Annotated in this window: 7 protein-coding genes; 4 read left to right on the top strand and 3 right to left on the bottom strand. The window is 76.2% G+C overall.

Annotated features, from left to right (window positions below; translation table 11 throughout):
- The first annotated feature begins 56 nt into the window (after positions 1 to 56).
- Positions 57 to 656, top strand: coding sequence for a hypothetical protein (locus AB0O21_RS12170; RefSeq protein ID WP_365169704.1), 600 nt, complete (start codon positions 57 to 59; stop codon positions 654 to 656).
- Positions 657 to 659: 3 nt separating this feature from the next.
- Here AB0O21_RS12170 and AB0O21_RS12165 read toward each other — a convergent pair whose 3' ends face one another.
- From AB0O21_RS12165 to AB0O21_RS12155, 3 genes are all read right to left on the bottom strand, one after another.
- A complete protein-coding gene (locus AB0O21_RS12165; protein ID WP_365169701.1) occupies positions 660 to 1,937 on the bottom strand; it encodes a cytochrome P450 in 1,278 nt (425 codons plus the stop codon).
- Positions 1,938 to 2,021: 84 nt separating this feature from the next.
- On the bottom strand, positions 2,022 to 3,332 hold the full coding sequence (locus tag AB0O21_RS12160; protein WP_365169698.1) for a putative Ig domain-containing protein: 1,311 nt from the start codon (positions 3,330 to 3,332) through the stop codon (positions 2,022 to 2,024).
- 88 nt (positions 3,333 to 3,420) lie between these two features.
- Positions 3,421 to 4,314, bottom strand: coding sequence for a LysR family transcriptional regulator (locus AB0O21_RS12155; protein WP_365169695.1), 894 nt, complete (start codon positions 4,312 to 4,314; stop codon positions 3,421 to 3,423).
- Positions 4,315 to 4,867: 553 nt separating this feature from the next.
- Between AB0O21_RS12155 and AB0O21_RS12150 the strand changes: the two genes are divergently transcribed.
- From AB0O21_RS12150 to AB0O21_RS12140, 3 genes are read left to right on the top strand one after another with little or no spacing between them, the layout of a single operon-like run.
- The gene (locus tag AB0O21_RS12150; RefSeq protein ID WP_365169692.1) at positions 4,868 to 12,343 is read left to right on the top strand and encodes an SDR family NAD(P)-dependent oxidoreductase; all 7,476 of its coding nucleotides are present in this window, start codon (positions 4,868 to 4,870) and stop codon (positions 12,341 to 12,343) included.
- The gene (locus tag AB0O21_RS12145; protein ID WP_365169689.1) at positions 12,336 to 17,147 is read left to right on the top strand and encodes a beta-ketoacyl synthase N-terminal-like domain-containing protein; all 4,812 of its coding nucleotides are present in this window, start codon (positions 12,336 to 12,338) and stop codon (positions 17,145 to 17,147) included. The genes AB0O21_RS12150 and AB0O21_RS12145 overlap by 8 nt, the downstream gene beginning before the upstream one ends.
- Positions 17,137 to 17,457 carry an acyl carrier protein gene (locus AB0O21_RS12140; protein ID WP_365169686.1) on the top strand — a complete coding sequence of 107 codons (321 nt, stop codon included), beginning with the start codon at positions 17,137 to 17,139 and terminating at the stop codon, positions 17,455 to 17,457. The genes AB0O21_RS12145 and AB0O21_RS12140 overlap by 11 nt, the downstream gene beginning before the upstream one ends.
- Positions 17,458 to 17,460: the final 3 nt, after the last annotated feature.

The following is a 17,460-nucleotide window of genomic DNA, read 5'->3' as shown; positions in this document are numbered from 1 at the left end:
GTTCTGTCACATCCGGACACGGCCGGGGGCCTTCACGGACCGGGGAGAATACGTCCGTGACTGACACGCTCGGCGCGATACCGCCCCGCCGCCGCACGGGGGAAGAACCCCTGCACCTGGACGGCGCCACCCACGGCAGCCTGCGAGGCTTCTGGGAATGGGCCTATTCGGGCCTGGTGGGCAACACCCTCCGCGGAGTGCCGGCCGAGTACATCGTCGCGCTCGCGCTCGGCCGGGCCGACGGCACCCGGGTGGACTTCGACTCGGTGGACATCCGCATGCCCGACGGGCCACAGGTCGAGGTCAAGTCGGCGGCCTACCTCCAGGAGTGGAGCCAGTCCAAGCCGTCGGCCATCTCCTTCTCCATCGCCCCGGCCGAAGGATGGAACGCGGTGACGGGAGAGGTGGACCCGGCCCGCATGCGCCGCGCCGACGTGTACGTCTTCTGCCTGCTGCGGCATCAGGACAAGGGGACGCTGGACCCCCTCGACCTCACCCAGTGGACCTTCTACGTCCTCCCCACCCGCGTCCTGGACGAGCACCGGCCGGAGCAGCGCACCCTCACGCTCTCCTCGCTCCTCGCGCTCGACCCGCGGCGCACGGACTTCCCGGGGCTGCGCACCGCGGTGCTCCACGGCGCGGAGCACCGCGGCTGACGCCTAGCCGCGGGTGAGGCGGACCGGCAGGGACGTCACGTTGTTGCTGATGAAGCTGCGCTGGTAGGGGAGTTCGGCATCGGGGACCGCGAGGTCGAGGTCCGGGAAGCGGGTGAAGAGCCGCTCCAGGGCGATCGTGGCCTCCATGCGGGCGAGCGGGGCGCCCATGCAGTAGTGGGCCCCGTGGCCGAAGGAGAGGTGGCGGGCCGCCGTGGGGCGGGTGATGTCGAAGCGGTCGGCGTCCGGGCCGTGGAAGGCCTCGTCGCGGCCGGCCGCGGTGTACCCGGCGAGCACCGGGGTGCCCTGCGGGATCACGGCGCCGTCCACGGTCAGGTCGCGGGTGGGGTAGCGGAAGGGGAACCAGCTGACGGGGCCGTCCCAGCGCAGGGTCTCGTCCACCACGTCCGACCAGGTCGCCTTACCGTCCAGGACGAGCGCGAGCTGATCGCGGTGGGTGCACAGGGCGCGGACGGCGTTGACGATGAGGTTGAGGGTGGTCTCGTGGCCGGCGACCAGCATCAGCCGCATGGTGCCGATCAGTTCGAGCTCGCTGAGCCGGTCTCCGTCGCCCTCGCGGACGGCGATGAGGGCGCTGGTGAGATCGTCGCCGGGCTGCTCCCGCCGGGCCGCGGCGATCGTGCCGATGAGCGCGACGAGTTCCTGGAGGGCGGCCATCTTCTCGGCCGGGGTGATGTCGGTCGCGATGATCACCGTGTTGGTGAGGTGGTGCAGCCGGCCCCGGTGCTCGGGGTCCACGCCGAGCAGCTCGCAGATGACGTTCATCGGGAGCGGCAGCGCGAAGTGCTCGTACAGGTCGGCGACCCCGTCCGGGGCCTCGGCCGCGGCACGGTCTAGGTCGTCGAGCAGATCGGCGGTCAATTCCTCGATGCGCGGCCGCAGTTGTTCCACCTGGCGGGCCGTGAAGGCCTTGCCGACCAGCGAGCGCAGGCGACGGTGGTCGGCGTCGTCGGCGGTGTGCATCCCCTGGGCGTTGGCGAAGACGCGCAGCGGCCAGTCAGCGGGGATCGTGCCGTCGTGCAGGGCGGGGAAGTGCCGGGCGTCCTTGGCCACGTCGGGGTGCGCGAGGAACTCCTTCAGCGCCTCGTGCCCCAGGACGACCGCCCCCGGCACCCCGCCGGGGAGTACGAGCTCCGCCACGGCGCCCCGCTCGGCGCGCAGCCGGGCGTTGAGCGCGTGCGGGCAGCCACCGGCGGGGTCGATGACGTGCGGGGCGGGCGGGACGGGCGGGACGGGCGGGACGGGTGAAATGTGGGAGGACAAGCCGACTCTCCTGACCTGATGAACGAAACTCGGTCAACAGTGCGGGTTCGTCGGCGTGTTGTACAAGTCCGTCCCGGACGCGTCTCAGAACCAGTTCACGGTCAGCGCGAAGGACGTGCCGGCGGTGGCTCCAGTGGAGTCGGTCGCGGTCGCGGTGACGGTCACGGTGCCGACCGCCCAGGGCTTTCCGGTGATGCGTCCGGAGCCGGCGTCGAGGGTGAGCCCCCAGGGCAGGCCGCCGACCGCGTACGTGACGGGGGCCTTGCCGCCGCTGGTGGCCAGCTGGATGGTGCACGACTGGTTGAACTTGCATGTCTGCACGCCGGGGTTGGTGAACTTCAGGCCGCCCGGTGTGGGAGTGGGAGTGGGGGTGGGCGTCGGGGTCGGTGTGGGGGTTGGCGTCGGGGTCGGGGTAGGCGTGGGGGTCGGGGTAGGCGTGGGGGTCGGGGTCGGGGTCGTGCCGCAGCCCGGCGTGGCCTCCGGTGGCAGCGGTACCCGCCAGATCTGGGTGTCGTTCTCCGAGCCGACGAGCAGGCTCGCGCAGTCGGCGTACGTCACCGTCTCCCCCTGCGACTGCGCAGGCAGGGCGACGTCCGCGAGTTTGGCCCCTGCCGTGTCGTACACGGTCGCGGTGTTGGCGCCGAGCGGCCCGCCACTGCGCAGGGTGTACGAGGCACCCGTCGGGGAGAACGCGCCGTCGGTGGCGAACACCGGGCCGGGACGGACCGCCGTGAGGGTGTTGACCTGGCCGGTCACGGGTGGCAGCGGGGCCTGGTACAGCTGGCCCGCGGCGCCGATGAGCTTGCTCGCGATGTGGATCCGTCCGGTGACGGGGTCGGCGAGCAGGGACTCGGCGTCGTGCTTGCCGTCCGCGTAGGCGAAGCGGTAGGTCACCGGCGTCACCGTGGCGTTGGCGAGCTGGTCGGGCTCGGCGAAGGAGTGCACGGTGATCTCGGCGCGGCCGCTGAAGTTGTCCCCGATGTCGCCGACCAGGATGGCGGGGCCGCCGCCGGCGTCCTTGCCGATCGCCAGGCCCTCCCAGTCGGTGTTGCCGACGCCGGAGACCGTGTAGGTGGCCGCGAGCCGGCCGGTGGCGGTGGTGCAGTCGATGGCGAAGACCTGGTTGGTGTTGCCGCTGTCGTTGACCACGTAGAAGACGCCCGGGTGCTTGCGGCTCATGGCGAGCCCGCTCTGTTCCGCCAGGCCGGCGGGGAGGGTGCACTTCTTCTCCGGCGCCAGGGCGTCGGCGGCAACGGTGGTGGTGGTCGTGGCGGGCGGGGCTGCCGGGGAAGCGGTGGCGCTGGTCATCCAGGCGACGGCGGGCAGGATCGTGGCGAGGACCGCCGTCGCGAGGGCGGCGGCCCGGTGGGGTGTCGGTGCGAGGAGTCGGGACATGCCCACAATGTGACGGCACATCAGTTGGCGGTACAGACCCAATCCCTTCCCGTTTGAGCACCGTTCAATGCCGCGGCGGCATGTCCGCTCAGTTCTCCGGCTCCCGCACCGGCGCCTTGTGCCGGGTGTGCGCGATGAACGCGCGGGCCGCCCGGGTCAGCGGCCGCCGGGCGTGCGCGATGCCCACGGGACGCAGCAGGGGCGGGGTGAAGGAGCGCACCTCCGCGCGGCTGCCGAACGCTCTTAAGACCACGTCCCGGTACCAGATCAGTGAGCCTCGGCCGTCGGTCACGCCCGTCACCCAGGCCAGGCGCTCGTCGACCTCCAGACTGGGTACGGGGCGCACACCGAGACAGCTGAACATGGCCTCCATCTCGGTCCGCCGGCCCGTCCCCGGGGTGGGCAGCACCATCGGCAGCCCGTCGAGCATGCGGAACGGCACCGGGTCGGGCAGCCGGGAGCCGACCGGCGAGATCAGCACCACCTCGCGCTCCTGGATGAAGTGCGTGGAGAGTTCCTTGTCCACGGGCAGGTCGACCAGCGCCAACTCCGCGCGCCCCTGGTTCAGCTCCTCGACCACCGCCTCGCGGCTGTCGTGCTGCTGGAGCCGGACGTCGACGGTCGGGTGCCGCTCGGTGAAGGCGGCGATCAGGCCGGTGGCCAGGTCGAGGGCGAGGGTGGGGGTGGTGACGACGGTCAGGGCGGCCCGGGCGTCCTTGCCGTGCGGGGTCCCTATGTCGTCGATGGCCTCCACCGCGTTGAGCACCGTACGGGCCAGCCGGACGACCCGGGCCCCCTCCGGCGTGAGGTCCACCCCCCTCCCCCTGCGTGCGAGGAGTTCGACGCCGAGATCTCGTTCCATGGCCTGAACGGCCCGGGACAGGGCGGACTGGGCGACGAAGACCGAGGCGGCAGCGCTGGTGATGGACCGGCAGTCGGCGACGGCGACGAGGTAGCGGAGCTGCGCGAGTGTGGGGGTCATGGACGGACGGTAACGGCGTGGAGCTGTACCTGTAAGGGCTCGTCGGGTGAACAACTTCCCGAATCCGGTGTGGCGTTCATACCGGGTGGGCGGGGATGGCATGCCGGTCCGGCATGCCCGCGAGGATGCCGTACGAGGGCACGCGCGCCGGGGTCGGCCCGGGCGCGGCGGTAATCCCCGCAGGTCACCGGCTCGGCGGGGGTGCGTGGGGGCTCCACCCGGGGCGGGTGCCGGGTCCTCCGGGCGGGCCGGTGGGGCGAAGGCGCGCATCGCGCAATGCTGTTGACAGTGCACGGCGGCCCCCGCACGATGCATCGCGGCGTGAGGGTGTTTGACCACTGTTCAAGCCCGCCTTGTCGGCGGCGGGCCGCCCGGCTGATGCGAGGGAGACGCTGCATCCCCCCTTCGCCCTTGCTCCCGCCGTCACGCTTTTCCGTCGGCCCGCCCTCGCGTTCGTGCCGTTCCGTCGTTCCGTCGTTCCGTCGTTCTGCCGATCTGCCGTTCTTCCGCTCTGTACCGCGCCATGTCACACAGCACTGGAAGAGGAGCGCCCGTGACCCCCCAGCCCCCGCAGTCCGCCGCCACCCGTGACCTCGTCGTCGCGGTCAGCCCCTTCGAGGAGCCGCACCCCGGGATCGTGGCCGCCGCCGAGCGCGCCGGAGCCCTCGGGCTGCTCGATCTCGGCCGGGACCCGGACGCCGCACGGCGCGGCTTCGCGGAGCTGGCCCGCCGGCTCGGCGGTGGAGGTGGCGGTGGCGGCGGCCCGTACGGGGTGCGGGTGCCCGCCGGCTGCCGCGTCCAGCCCGGGGAGCTGCCCGCCGCGGTGGACACGGTGCTGCTCGCGGACCCGGACTACTACACCCCGGCGGAGGTGTCCGCGTGGGCCTCCGCTGCCGGGAAGCCCCGGGTCTGGGCCGAGGTCACCAGCCGGGCGGAGGCGGCGCAAGCCCTGGCCGCCGGGGTCGGCGGGCTCGTCGCCAAGGGCCACGAGGCCGGCGGCCGGGTCGGCGAAGCGACCACGTTCGTGCTGCTCCAGCAGCTGCTCGGCGACCCCGGCATCGCCGTGCCCGTGCGGGCCCTCGGCGGGATCGGGCCCCACACGGCGGCCGCGGCCGTCGCGGGCGGAGCGGCCGGGGTGCTGCTCGACGTACAACTGGCCCTGACCGCAGAGGGGGAGGCGGTACCTCCCGCCGAAGTGGCGGCGGCGCTCCGTTCGATGGACGGCTCAGAAACCCGACTGGTCGATGGCTACCGGGTGTTCACCCGGCCCGATCTGCCCCTGCCCGAGGGGCCCGTGGCCGCGCTCCTCGGAGCCCGGGAACTGCGGGCACAGCTGCTGCCCGTGGGGCAGGACGGGGCCTCGGCCGCCCGGCTGGCGGCGCGGTACCGGACCGCCGGTGGCGTGCTCCAGGCCGTACGGGCGGCCATCGCCGGGCACCTGACCGCGGCCGCCGGGGCCCGGCCGCTCGCCCGGCCGCTGTCCGTCGCCCAGGGCCCGATGACCCGGGTCAGCGACCAGGCGGCCTTCGCCGGGGCGGTGGCCGGCGCGGGCGGGATCCCCTATCTGGCGCTCGCGGTGATGGAGGGCCCCGACGTGCGCCGGCTGCTGACCGAGAGCGCCGAACGGCTCGGCGCCCTCCCCTGGGGCGTGGGCCTGCTCGGCTTCGCCCCGCCCGAGCTGCGGCGCGAGCAGCTGGCCGCCGTCGCCGAGGCCCGCCCGCCGTACGCGATCATCGCCGGCGGCACACCGGCGCAGGCGGCCCCGCTGGAGGCGGCGGGGATCCGCACGCACCTCCACGTGCCCTCGCCGGGGCTGCTGGAGCGGTACCTCGCCGAGGGCGCGCGGCGGTTCGTCTTCGAGGGGCTGGAGTGCGGGGGGCACGTCGGGCCCCGGGCGTCGTTCCCGCTGTGGGAGGAGCAGATCGAGCGGCTGCTGTCCTGCCCGGAGCCGGCGGCGCTGGACGTGCTGTTCGCGGGCGGCATCCACGACGAGCGCTCCGCGGCGATGGCGGCCGCGGCCGCGGCGCCGCTGGCGGAGCGGGGTGCGCGGGTCGGGGTGCTGATGGGCACCGCGTACCTCTTCACGGAGGAGGCGGTGGCGGCGGGCGCGGTGGTACGGGGCTTCCAGCGTGCGGCGCTGGACTGCGAAGGGACCGTGCTGCTGCACACCGCCCCCGGCCACGCCACGCGCTGTGCGGCCACCCCGTACGCCGACACCTTCGAGGAGACCCGCCGCCGCCTCACGGACAGCGGCACCGAGCCGCGCCGCCTGTGGGAGGAACTGGAGGGCCTCAACCTGGGCCGCCTCCGCCTCGCCAGCAAGGGCCTGCGGCGACCCGTGCCGGCCTCCCCTGCGGGGGGCTCGGCGGGCGATCCAGCCCCTCCGGCGTTTGAGGAGCGGGGTCCGGGGCGGAGCCCCGGCGGCGGAGCCGCGCCCGAGGCCGGGGGCACCCCGCCCGATGGCCACCGCCTGGAGGCCGTGTCCGAGGACGAGCAGTACGCCGAGGGGCTGTTCATGCTCGGGCAGGCCGCCGCGCTGCGGTCCGAGACCACCACCGTGGCCGCGCTGCACGCGCAGGTCACCGAGGGGGCGACGGAGCTGCTGGCGCGGCGGGCGCAGGACTTCGCCACCCCGGCCGGGCCGATGTCGGCGGACCCCCTCGACGTCGCCATCGTCGGGATGGCCTGCGCCTACCCCGGCGCCCCCGATCTCGCCGCCTACTGGGCCATGGTGCTCGCCGGCACGGACGCCGTGACCGAGGTGCCGGCCGAGCGCTGGGACCCTGAGCTGTACTACGACGCCGACCCCGCCCGGGCCGGCGAGCGGACCCCCTCGCGCTGGGGCGGGTTCCTCGGTCCGGTGCCCTTCGACGCCCTCGCGCACGGCATACCGCCCACCTCCCTCACCGGGATCGAGCCCGTACAGCTGCTGGCCCTGGAGATCTCCGCCCGGGCCCTCGCGGACGCCGGGTACGGCAGGGGCCGGGAGTTCGACCGGTCCCGGACCTCGGTGGTGTTCGGCGCGGAGGCCGGCACCGAGCTGGCCGGCGCGTACGGGCTGCGCGCCCTGCACCCCGCCTACCTGGGCGAGCTGCCACCCGCGCTGGACGAGCAACTCCCCCGCCTCACCGAGGACTCCTTCCCCGGGATCCTCGCCAACGTGATCGCCGGCCGGGTCGCCAACCGCCTCGACCTCGGCGGCGCGAACTGCACGGTCGACGCCGCCTGCGCGTCCTCGCTCGCCGCGCTGGACCTCGCCTGCCGGCAACTCCGCGACGGGGACTCCGACATGGTGCTGTGCGGCGGCGCCGACGTGCACAACGGCATCAACGACTACCTGATGTTCGCCTCCGTCCGCGCGCTGTCCCCCGCCGGCCGCTGCCGGCCCTTCGACTCGGCCGCCGACGGGATCGCCCTCGGCGAGGGCGTCGGCGCGCTCGTCCTGAAGCGGCTCGCCGACGCCGAGCGGGACGGGGACCGGGTGTACGCCGTGATCAAGGCGGTCGGCGCCTCCAGCGACGGCCGCTCGCTCGGCCTGACCGCGCCCCGCCCGGAGGGCCAGCGGCGGGCGCTGGAGCGGGCCTACGCGCGGGCCGGGGTCACCCCGGGCGAGGTGGGCCTGGTCGAGGCGCACGGCACCGGCACCGTGGTCGGCGACAGTACCGAACTGGCCGTCCTGAGCGAGCTGTTCACCGCCTCCGGCGCCGCCGCCGGATCCTGCGCGCTGGGCTCGGTGAAATCTCAGCTCGGGCACACCAAGTGCGCGGCCGGCCTGGCCGGGCTGATCAAGGCGGCCCGGGCCGTCCACGCGGGCGTGCGGCCGCCGACCCTGCACATCGACACCCCGAACCCGGCCTGGGAGGCCGGGAGCAGCCCCTTCTACTTCGACGCCGAGGCCCGGCCCTGGGCGGTGCCCGCGGAGCGGCGCGTCGCCGGGGTCAGCGCGTTCGGCTTCGGCGGCACCAACTACCACGCGGTGCTGACCGGTTACGCCGGTGCGGAGGAGCCCCGGCACGGGCTGGAGGAGTGGCCCGCCGAGGTGTTCTTCTTCCGCGGCGAGGACCGGCGCGCGGCGGGCCGGGCGATGGCGCGGCTCGCGGCCCGCCTGGAGGAGAACGAGGCGGCCGGGCGGCCGTGGGCGCTGCGCGACCTCGCGGCGGAGGTCGCGGCCGACCCCGGGCCGGTCCACGTGGCGGTCGTGGCCGCCGACCTCGACGAGCTGGCGGCCCGGCTGGAGCCGGCCCGGGCCTTTGCCGCGGGCGCGGGGATCCACGTACGGGAGGAGTCCGCGCGGCCGGGGCGGGTGGCGTTCCTGTTTCCCGGGCAGGGCAGCCAACGGCCCGGGATGCTGGGCGAGTTGTTCATGGCGTTCCCGGCGCTGCGCAGCCTGCTGGACGAGGCGCCGGGGTCGGTGGTCTCGGCGATGTTCCCGCCGGCGGCGTTCACCGCCGAGGAGCGGGCCGCACGGCGGGCCGCCGTCACCGACACCCGGGTGGCCCAGCCGGCCCTCGGGCTGGCGGGGGCGGCCGCGCACCAGCTGCTCGGCGAGCTCGGCGTCCGGCCGGACTGCGTGGCCGGGCACTCGTACGGGGAGCTGGCCGCGCTCTGGGCCGCCGGGGCGTACGACACGGAGAGCCTGCTGCGGCTGAGCACCCGGCGGGCCGAGGCGATCGTGGCGGCGGCCGGAGCGGATCCGGGGACGATGGCCGCGGTGTCGGCGGCCCCGGACGACGTGCGGGAGGTCGCTGAGCGCGCCGGATGCGTGGTGGCGAACCACAACGCGCCCCGGCAGTGCGTGATCTCGGGCCCGACGGAGGCGGTCGCGGCGGCGGTGTCGGAGCTGCGCGAGGCGGGCCTCTCGGCCGAACCCCTCCCCGTGGCCTGCGCGTTCCACAGCGAGGTGGTCGCGGGGGCGGTGGACGCCCTCGGGGCCGAGCTGGCGGAGACGGCGGTGTCCGCGCCGGGCGTCGAGGTGTGGTCGAACTCGACGGCCGAGCCGTATCCGTCTTCTCCTGACGATGTACGAAGCCTTGTCGCACGCCAACTCGGCCTGCCGGTCCGCTTCGTGGAGCAGGTGGAGGCCATGTACGCCTCCGGCGTCCGGACCTTCGTGGAAACGGGCCCCGGCCGCGTGCTCTCCGCGTTGGTCGCCCGCATCCTCGGCGAGCGCCCGCACACGGTGGTGCCGCTGGACGTGCCGGGCGAGCACGGGCTGCTCCGGCTGGTCCGCGCGCTGGCGGAGCTGGCGGCGGCGGGCGTGCCGGTGGCGCCGGAGGCGCTGTTCCGCGGCCGGACCTCCCGCCTCCCGGACCGCGCGCCGCGCCGCCCGGGCTGGCTGGTCGACGGCCACCTGGTCCGCACGGCGGACGGCACCCCGCTCCCGGGCGGCCTCCAACCGGCCCGTCCCGTACCTCCGGCCCCCGCCTCCAGCACGACCTGGGACTCCGGCGCCTGGGCGACCGCGGCGGCCCGCGCGACCGCCGCCGGCCTCACGGCCCCGTGGACAACCCCCACCACCGTCCCGGGCGTCGTCCCGGACCCCGCCCCCTGGGCAACCCCGAACCCCGGCGCGAGCACGGCCGCACCCACCACCGTCGTCCCGGACCCCGCCCCGGACCCCGGCGCGAGTACGGCCGCACCCCCGTGGGCAACCTCCGTCACCGGCCCGGGCGCAGGCCCGTGGGCGGCCCCCGCCACCGCCCCGTGGGCGGCTCCCGGCACCGGCGCTGCGGTGGCCGCGGCCGGCGACCGGCGCGAGGAGGCGGTGCTCCACTACCTGCGCGCTTCGCGTGAACTGGTGCAGGCGCAGCGGGACGTCCTGCTGGGCTACCTGGGCGCGACGGCCCCTGCCGGGGCGGGCGTTCCGGCCCCGGGCACGTGGTCCGGCGGCGCCGCGGGCCACGCCTGGGCGGGCGACGTGCCCGGGCTGTCCCAGCCGAACGCCACCCACCCGGCGGGTACGGTGTTCAACCCCGCCGGACCCGCGGCCGGCACCCGGGCGGAGCCGGGCTCCCGGCCCGGCGTCGGCGCCCCGGCCCCGGGCCTGCCCTGGGCCCCCTGGCCCGGCGGCCCCGGACAGGCGGCCCCCGCCACCTGGCCCGGCAGCACTGCCACGGGAGCGGGCGCGCCCGGAGCTCCCTGGCCCGGCGGGGAGTCGGGCGCGGGCAACGGACCGGCCGGTGCGGCCCCGGATCCCCTCGCGCCCGCCGCCGGAGGCGCCCGGTCGGCCGAGGAGGTCATGGAGGTCGTGCTGGAGATCGTGCACACGCGGACCGGGTACCCCCGGGACATGCTCGACCCGGCGCTGGATCTGGAGGCGGACCTCTCCATCGACTCCATCAAGCGGGTCGAGATCATCGGCGCCCTCGCCGACCGCATCGGGCTCCCGCAGGGCCCCGGCGGGACCTCCCAGGACGCGGTCGAGGAGCTGTCGCGGATCAAGACCCTGCGCGGGATCGTGGACTGGGTCGTCTCCCACACGGGCGGGCCCGCCAGGGAGCAGGAGCCGACGCGGGCGCACACGGCGGCGCCCGCCGGGGTCCCGCTCGCCGCGCCGCCGGCGGACCCGCCCGGCCCCGGAACCGCCGCGGCGCCGGTCAGCCGGCTCCGGGTCGACTCGCTGCCCGAGCCCCCGGCCGCCGGGAACCCCGGGAGCCTGCGCGGCCTGCGCATCGGGGTCGTCGGGGACGGCCACCCGGTGGGGCTCGCGCTCGGCGCGGCCCTGCGGGCGCACGGGGCCGAGGTACGGGCCCTCGACGCGGCGGAGGCCGGGCTGGACGGCATCGTCGACCTGTCCCCCCTGCAAGCTGACGCCCCGGAGGGGCCGGAGGCCGAGCCCCTGCTGCCCGAGGCCTTCCCCGGGCTGCGCGCCGCGCTGACGGGCGGGGTGCCCAGGCTGCTCCTCGTCTCCGCGCCCACCCTCCGCGGCGCGGGCCTGCACGGCTTCGCCCGCAGCGCCGCCCTCGAGTTCCCCGGGGCGCTGGTCCGGGCCGTGGAGGTCCACCCCAAGGAGGCCCCCGAGCAGGTCGCGGCGCAGCTGCTGGCCGAGTTGGGCTGCGACCCGGCGGCGGCCGACGCGCCCGCGTCCGTCGGGTACACCGCCGAGGGGGTGCGGGTGGCCCGCCGCCCGGTGCCCGCCGCCCTCACCCGGGACGACGGCGCCGCACCGCTCCTCGCCCCCGGTTCCGTGGTCCTGCTCACCGGCGGGGCCCGCGGGATCACCGCGCGGACCGCCCTCGCGCTGGCCCGCGCCACCGGCTGCCACATCGAGTTGATCGGCCGCACCCCAGAACCGGCGTCGGCCGAGGACGAGTTCGGCCAGGCCCACGACCGGGTCGCGCTGCGCGCCGCGCTGATCGCCACCGGGCTGCGCAAGCCCGCCGAGATCGAGGCGGCCGCCTCCCGGATCCTCGCGGAGCGCGAGGTACGAGCCACCCTGACCGAACTCGCCACTGCCGCGGCCTCCGTCCGCTACCACTGCGCGGACGTCACCGACGCGGCGGCCGTACGGGCCGTGGTGGCCGACGTCCGGGCCCGGCACGGCCGGCTCGACGGGATCGTGCACGGCGCCGGGATCCTGCGGGACGCCCTGCTGCGGGACAAGCAGCCCGCCGACTTCGCCGAGGTGTTCACCACCAAGGTGGCCGGTGCCCGCAATCTGGCCGCCGCGGCGGCCGAGCACGGCACGGCGCCCGCGCCCCGGTTCCTGGCCCTGTTCGGCAGCGTCGCCGGGGTGTACGGGAACCGCGGCCAGTGCGACTACGCGGCGGCCAACGACGCCCTCGACGGGCTCGCGCACACCTGGGCCGAGTCCTTCCCGGGCCGGGTGCTGAGCGTGGACTGGGGCCCCTGGGCGGCGGACGCGGGCGGGATGGTCACCCCCGAGCTGGAGCGCGCGTACGCCCGGCGCGGCATCCCGCTGATCACGCCGGAGGCGGGCACCGCCGCGTTCCTCGCGGAACTCGCGCACGGAACCGACGTACAGGTCGTCCTGATGGCGTCCGCGGCGGAGGGGCACGGCGATGAGTGAGCGCGAGCCGCGCCGCGGCCCCCGCCCGACCGACGCGGCGATCGTCGGGATGGGGGCCGTCTTCCCGGGGGCCGCCGACCTGGCCGCCTACCGGCGCAATCTCCTCGCCGGTACGGACTCCATCGGCGAAGTCCCCCCGGGGCGCTGGGATCCGGAGGTGTACTACGACCCGGACGGCGCCACCGGCCCGGTGTCCGGCGACCGGTTCTACTGCCGGCGCGGCGGCTTCGTCGACGGGCTCGCCGCCTTCGATCCGACCCGGTTCGGGATCATGCCGGCCGCGGTGGAGGGTGCCGAGCCGGACCAGATGCTGGCCCTGCACGCCACGGCCGAGGCCATCGCGGACGCGGGCGGCGAGAGCCGGCTGCCGGCGGACCGCTCCCGGATCGGCGTGGTGCTGGGACGGGGCGGCTTCATGGGCGTGGCCACCGCCCGTCTGGACCAACGGGTGCGCACGGCCCACCAGTTGGCCCAGACGCTGCGGGAGCTCGCACCGGAGCTCGGCGAGCGGCGGATCGCGCAGGTGCGCTCGGCCTTCCAGGAGGCGCTCGGCCCGGAGCGGCCGGACGCTTCGATCGGGCTGGTGCCGAGCTTCACCGCCGCCCGCACCGCGAACCGGCTGGACTTCCGGGGCCCCGCCTACACCCTGGACGCGGCCTGCGCCTCCTCGCTGCTGGCCGTCGACCAGGCGGTCGGGCTGCTGGCGGCCGGCCGCTGCGACGCGGTGGTCGCGGGCGCCGTCCACCACTGCCACATCGCCACGCTGTGGAGCGTGTTCACGCAGCTGCGGGCGCTCAGCCCGAGCGAGCGGATCCGGCCCTTCGACCGGCGGGCCGACGGGACGCTGCTGTCCGAGGGCACCGGTGTGGTGCTGCTGAAGCGGCTGGCGGACGCGGAGCGCGACGGGGACCGGATCTACGCCGTGATCCGGGGTACGGGCGTCGCCGGGGACGGGCGGGCGGCGAGCCTGATGAGCCCGCTCGTCGCCGGGCAGGTACGGGCGCTGGAGCGGGCCTGGCGGGAAGCCGGACTGGACCCGCGGGCGCCGGGCGCGCTGGGGCTGCTCGAGGCCCACGGCACCGGGACCCCGGTCGGGGACGCGGCCGAACTGGACACCCTGGCGCAGGTGTTCGGCCCGCCCTCGCAGTCGGAGGACGGGCGCGGGATCGGCTTCGGTTCGGTGAAGTCGATGCTGGGGCACACCATGCAGGCCTCCGGCATGGCCGGGCTGATCAAGGCTGCCCTCGCGGTGCACGAGGGGGTGCTGCCGCCGACCCTGCACCTGGAGGAGCCGCACGCGGACCTCGTGCGGACCCGGATGCGGCCGGTGACGGCGGCGGAGCCGTGGGAGCGCGGGCCGGCGCCGCGCCGGGCCGGGGTCAACGCGTTCGGCTTCGGCGGGATCAACGCGCACGTGGTGCTGGAGGAGGCCCCCGCGGCCGCCCGCCCGGCGGCTCCGGTGCGGCGGTTCCTCCCGCTGGGGGCCTCGGCCGCTCCGGTGGGCCCCGGCCCGGCCCGCGCCCGGGAGGACGTACTGCTGCTGGCCGCGGACAGCCCGGCGGAGTTGTCGGCGCTGCTGGCCTCCGGCGCTCCGGTGTCGGGGGGTGCCGGGTCGTGCCGGCTGGCGGTGGTCGGGCCGACGCCGCAGCGGCTCGCGCTGGCCGCGAAGGCGGTGGCGCGCGGCCGGGCCTGGCGGGGCAGGGGGGACGTGTGGTTCGCGCCGGAGCCGCTGGGCGGACGTACGGCGTTCCTCTTCCCCGGACTGGAGCCGGAGTTCGCACCGGTCCTGGACGACGTGGCGGACCGCCTCGGTCCCGCCCGGCCCCCGCTCACCCGGGGCTCGTCCCTGGTCGAACGGGCCCTGGACGCGATCGCGACCGGCCGGTTCTTCGCCGGGGTCCTGCCCGGGCTCGGCATCGGGGCCGACGTGCTGGCGGGCCACAGCCTGGGCGAGTGGGCGGCGATGGTGGCCGCCGGGATGTACCCGAAGGAGGCGGCCGACACCTTCCTCGGCTCGCTGCGGCCGGGCGACCTGCTGGTCCCGGACCTCGTGTACGCGGCGCTGGGCTGCGGTGCGCGGCGGGCGGAGGCGGCGCTGCACGGCCTGGACCGGGTGGTGGTCAGCCACGACAACTGCCCGCACCAGTCGGTGGTGTGCGGGGAGCCGGAACAAGTCGCCGCGGTGGTGGGCCGGTTGCGCGCCGACGGGGTGCTCGGGCAGGAACTGCCGTTCCGCTCGGGCTTCCACACCCCGATGTGGGAGCCGTACCTGGGGCAGGTGCGGGCCGCGTTCGGCCGGCTGCCGCTGCGGGCCGGTTCCGTTCCCGTCTGGTCGGCCACGACGTGCGCGCCGTTCCCGTCCGAGCCCGGTGACGTACGGGAGTTGGTGGTACGCCACCTCCTGGAACCGGTCCGGTTCCGCGAGCTGACCCTGCGGCTGTACGAGGAGCAGGGCGTACGGACCTTCGTCACGCTGGGCCCCGGCAGCCTGCCGGGCTTCGTCGAGGACACCCTGCGCGACCGGCCGCACCTGTCGGTGTCCGTCTCCTCCCCCCGCCTCGGCGGCCTGGCGGCCCTCCGGCGCGCCTGCGCCGCGTTGTGGGCCGAAGGCCACGCACCCCACTGGGACCGGCTGCACGAACCGACCGCCGCTTCGAACCCGGCGGGCTCGCCGGCACCCGGGCCGGTGGACTCCCCCGGCCCGGGTGCCGCCCGCCCTGAGACGCACCCGGGGTCCCTTCGTCGCGCCGACGACCCCGGTGCGGGGCCCGGCCCGGGCCGCAGTTCGAGCCCGGGCCGGGGCCACACCCCCGTCCCCCCACCCTCACCCGGCACCGGCACCCGCCGCGGGCTCAGCGTGCCCCTGGACCTCGGCTCTCCGCTGGTCCGGCTCGGGGAGGCCGCCCGGGCCTCGCTCGGCGGACTCCTGTCGCCGCCCGCGCCCGAGGCACCGGCACCGGCGCCGGCACCAGCGGAGCCGCCCGGCCCGCGGCCCGTGCTGCTGTCCGCCCTGGACGCCGTACTCTCCGACACCGGCACCGCCGCCCGGAGCGTCACCGAGGCGTGGGCGGCCGCGGCCGTGAGACCGCCGGACGCGCCGGTTCCCGGCGCCCGGCCCGGCCCCGCCGCGCCGCCGACCGCGGCGGGGCCGGATCACCACCCGCACCACGGTTCGGGAAGGGCCACGGGGAAGGAACTCCTGCGGCTCTCCCTCGCCGCGCTGCCCTACGTGCGGGACCACTGCGTGTACCTCCAGCCCGACGGCTGGCCGGAGGACTCCGACTGGTTCCCCGTCGTGCCCATGACCACCATGCTGGAGCTGGCCGCCGACGCCGCCCGGCGCACCGCTCCCCCCGGCCTCGCCGTCGTCGGCTACGAGGACGTACGCGCCCTGCGCTGGCTCGCCGTCGAACCCGCCGTGGACGTCGAGGTCACCGTCCGCGACGACGGCCCCGGCCGGCTCCGCGTGACCCTCGGGGAGTACGCGAGCGTGGTCGTCCTGCTCGGCGCGCGGTACGAGCCGCCGCCCGCGCCGGACGCCACCCCGCTGCGCGACCCGCGGCCCGCGCCCGTCAGCGCGGAGGCCCTCTACCGGGACCGGTGGATGTTCCACGGCCCGCGCTTCGCCGCCGTGCACGAGGTGCGGGCGGTCGGCGAGGACGGCATCCAGGGGGTCCTGCGGGCGCTCCCCGATCCGGGCGCGCTGCTGGACGCCGCCGGGCAGCTGTTCGGGCACTGGATGCAGCTGCGGCTGCCGGTGGACCGGCTCGTCTTCCCGGCCAGTGTGGACACGATCCGCTTCTACGGACCGGCGCCCGCCGAGCGGGACCTCGTCGCCGCGACCGCCCGCATCCGCGAGGTGCGCGACGTCACCGTGCGCGGCGACCTCGAACTGCGCCGCACCGACGGCAGCGGCAACGGAGGCGGCGCGGTCTGGGCGCGGATCGAGGGGTGGACGTACCGCCGCTTCGGCGCCGACGAGCGGGTCTGGCCGATGAAGTTCACCCCGGAGGTGTGCGGCATCGGCGAGCCCCGGCCCGAGGGCTGGTGCCTGGCCCGCCGGCGGTGGACCGACCCGGCCTCGCAGGAGCTGGTGATGCGCCGCTACCTCGGCGCCGCCGAACGGGCGGTGTACGAGCGGCTGTCGCCGCGCGCCCGGGCGCCCTGGCTGCTCGGCCGGATCGCGGCCAAGGACGCGCTGCGCGGGCTGCTGTGGGAGGCCGGGGCGGGGCCGGTGTTCCCGGTGGAGGTGCCGGTCGGCAACGACGCGGCGGGCCGCCCGCTGGCCGAGGGCCCGCTGACCGGCGGCTACCGGCTGTCGATCGCGCACAAGGACCGGATCGCGGTCGCCCTCGCCCATCCCTCCCGGGCGGTCGGCATCGACGTGGAGCCGGTGACCACCGACCCGGACGCGCTGGTCCGCATCGCGCTCGGTCCGGACGAACTCCGCCTGGCGCAGCGGCTGGCCGCCCGCGACGGCACCGGCCTGCCGGCCGCGCTGACCGCCCTGTGGTGCGCCAAGGAGGCCGCCGCCAAGGCGGAGGGCACCGGGCTCGGCGGCCGGCCCCGGGAGTGGCGGGTCACCGAGGACGCCGAGGACGCCGCGAACACCGGCAGCACCGGGAGCACCGGGAGTGCGGACCTCGGCCTCCTGCTGGTGCTTTCGCCCGGCGGACGCCCGTACCCGGTCCGCACCACCCTGCTCCACCTCGCTCCGCTCGACCACGTCGTCGCCTGGACCGCCGACCCGGCGGCCCCGCCCACCGTCCCCTTCCAGCTCACGGAGACCCGTCATGGCACCTGACATCCTCGCCGAGATCACCTCCATGCTCGTGGAGATCGTCGGCGACGAGTACCTGCTCGCGGAGGAGGTAACGATGGAGACGACCTTCAACCAGGATCTCGCGCTGGAAAGCGTCGAGTTCGTGGCCCTCGCCGAACTGCTGCACCACCGCTACGGCGCCGATGTGGACCTGATGGGGTTCCTGGCGGAGAAGGACATGGACGCCATCCTCGCGATGTCCGTCGGCGAACTCGTCACGCACATCGGCCGGATCACGCACGCCTCCCTCGCCCGGACCTCGGCGGCCGCCACCGCCGCGTCGGCCGGCTGAGCC

Source organism: Streptomyces sp. NPDC091371 (assembly GCF_040684275.1).
In the GTDB taxonomy this organism is placed as follows: Bacteria; Actinomycetota; Actinomycetes; order Streptomycetales; family Streptomycetaceae; genus Streptomyces.
Note: the sequence above shows the minus strand (reverse complement) of the source record. Positions and strands in the feature narration are given on the sequence as shown.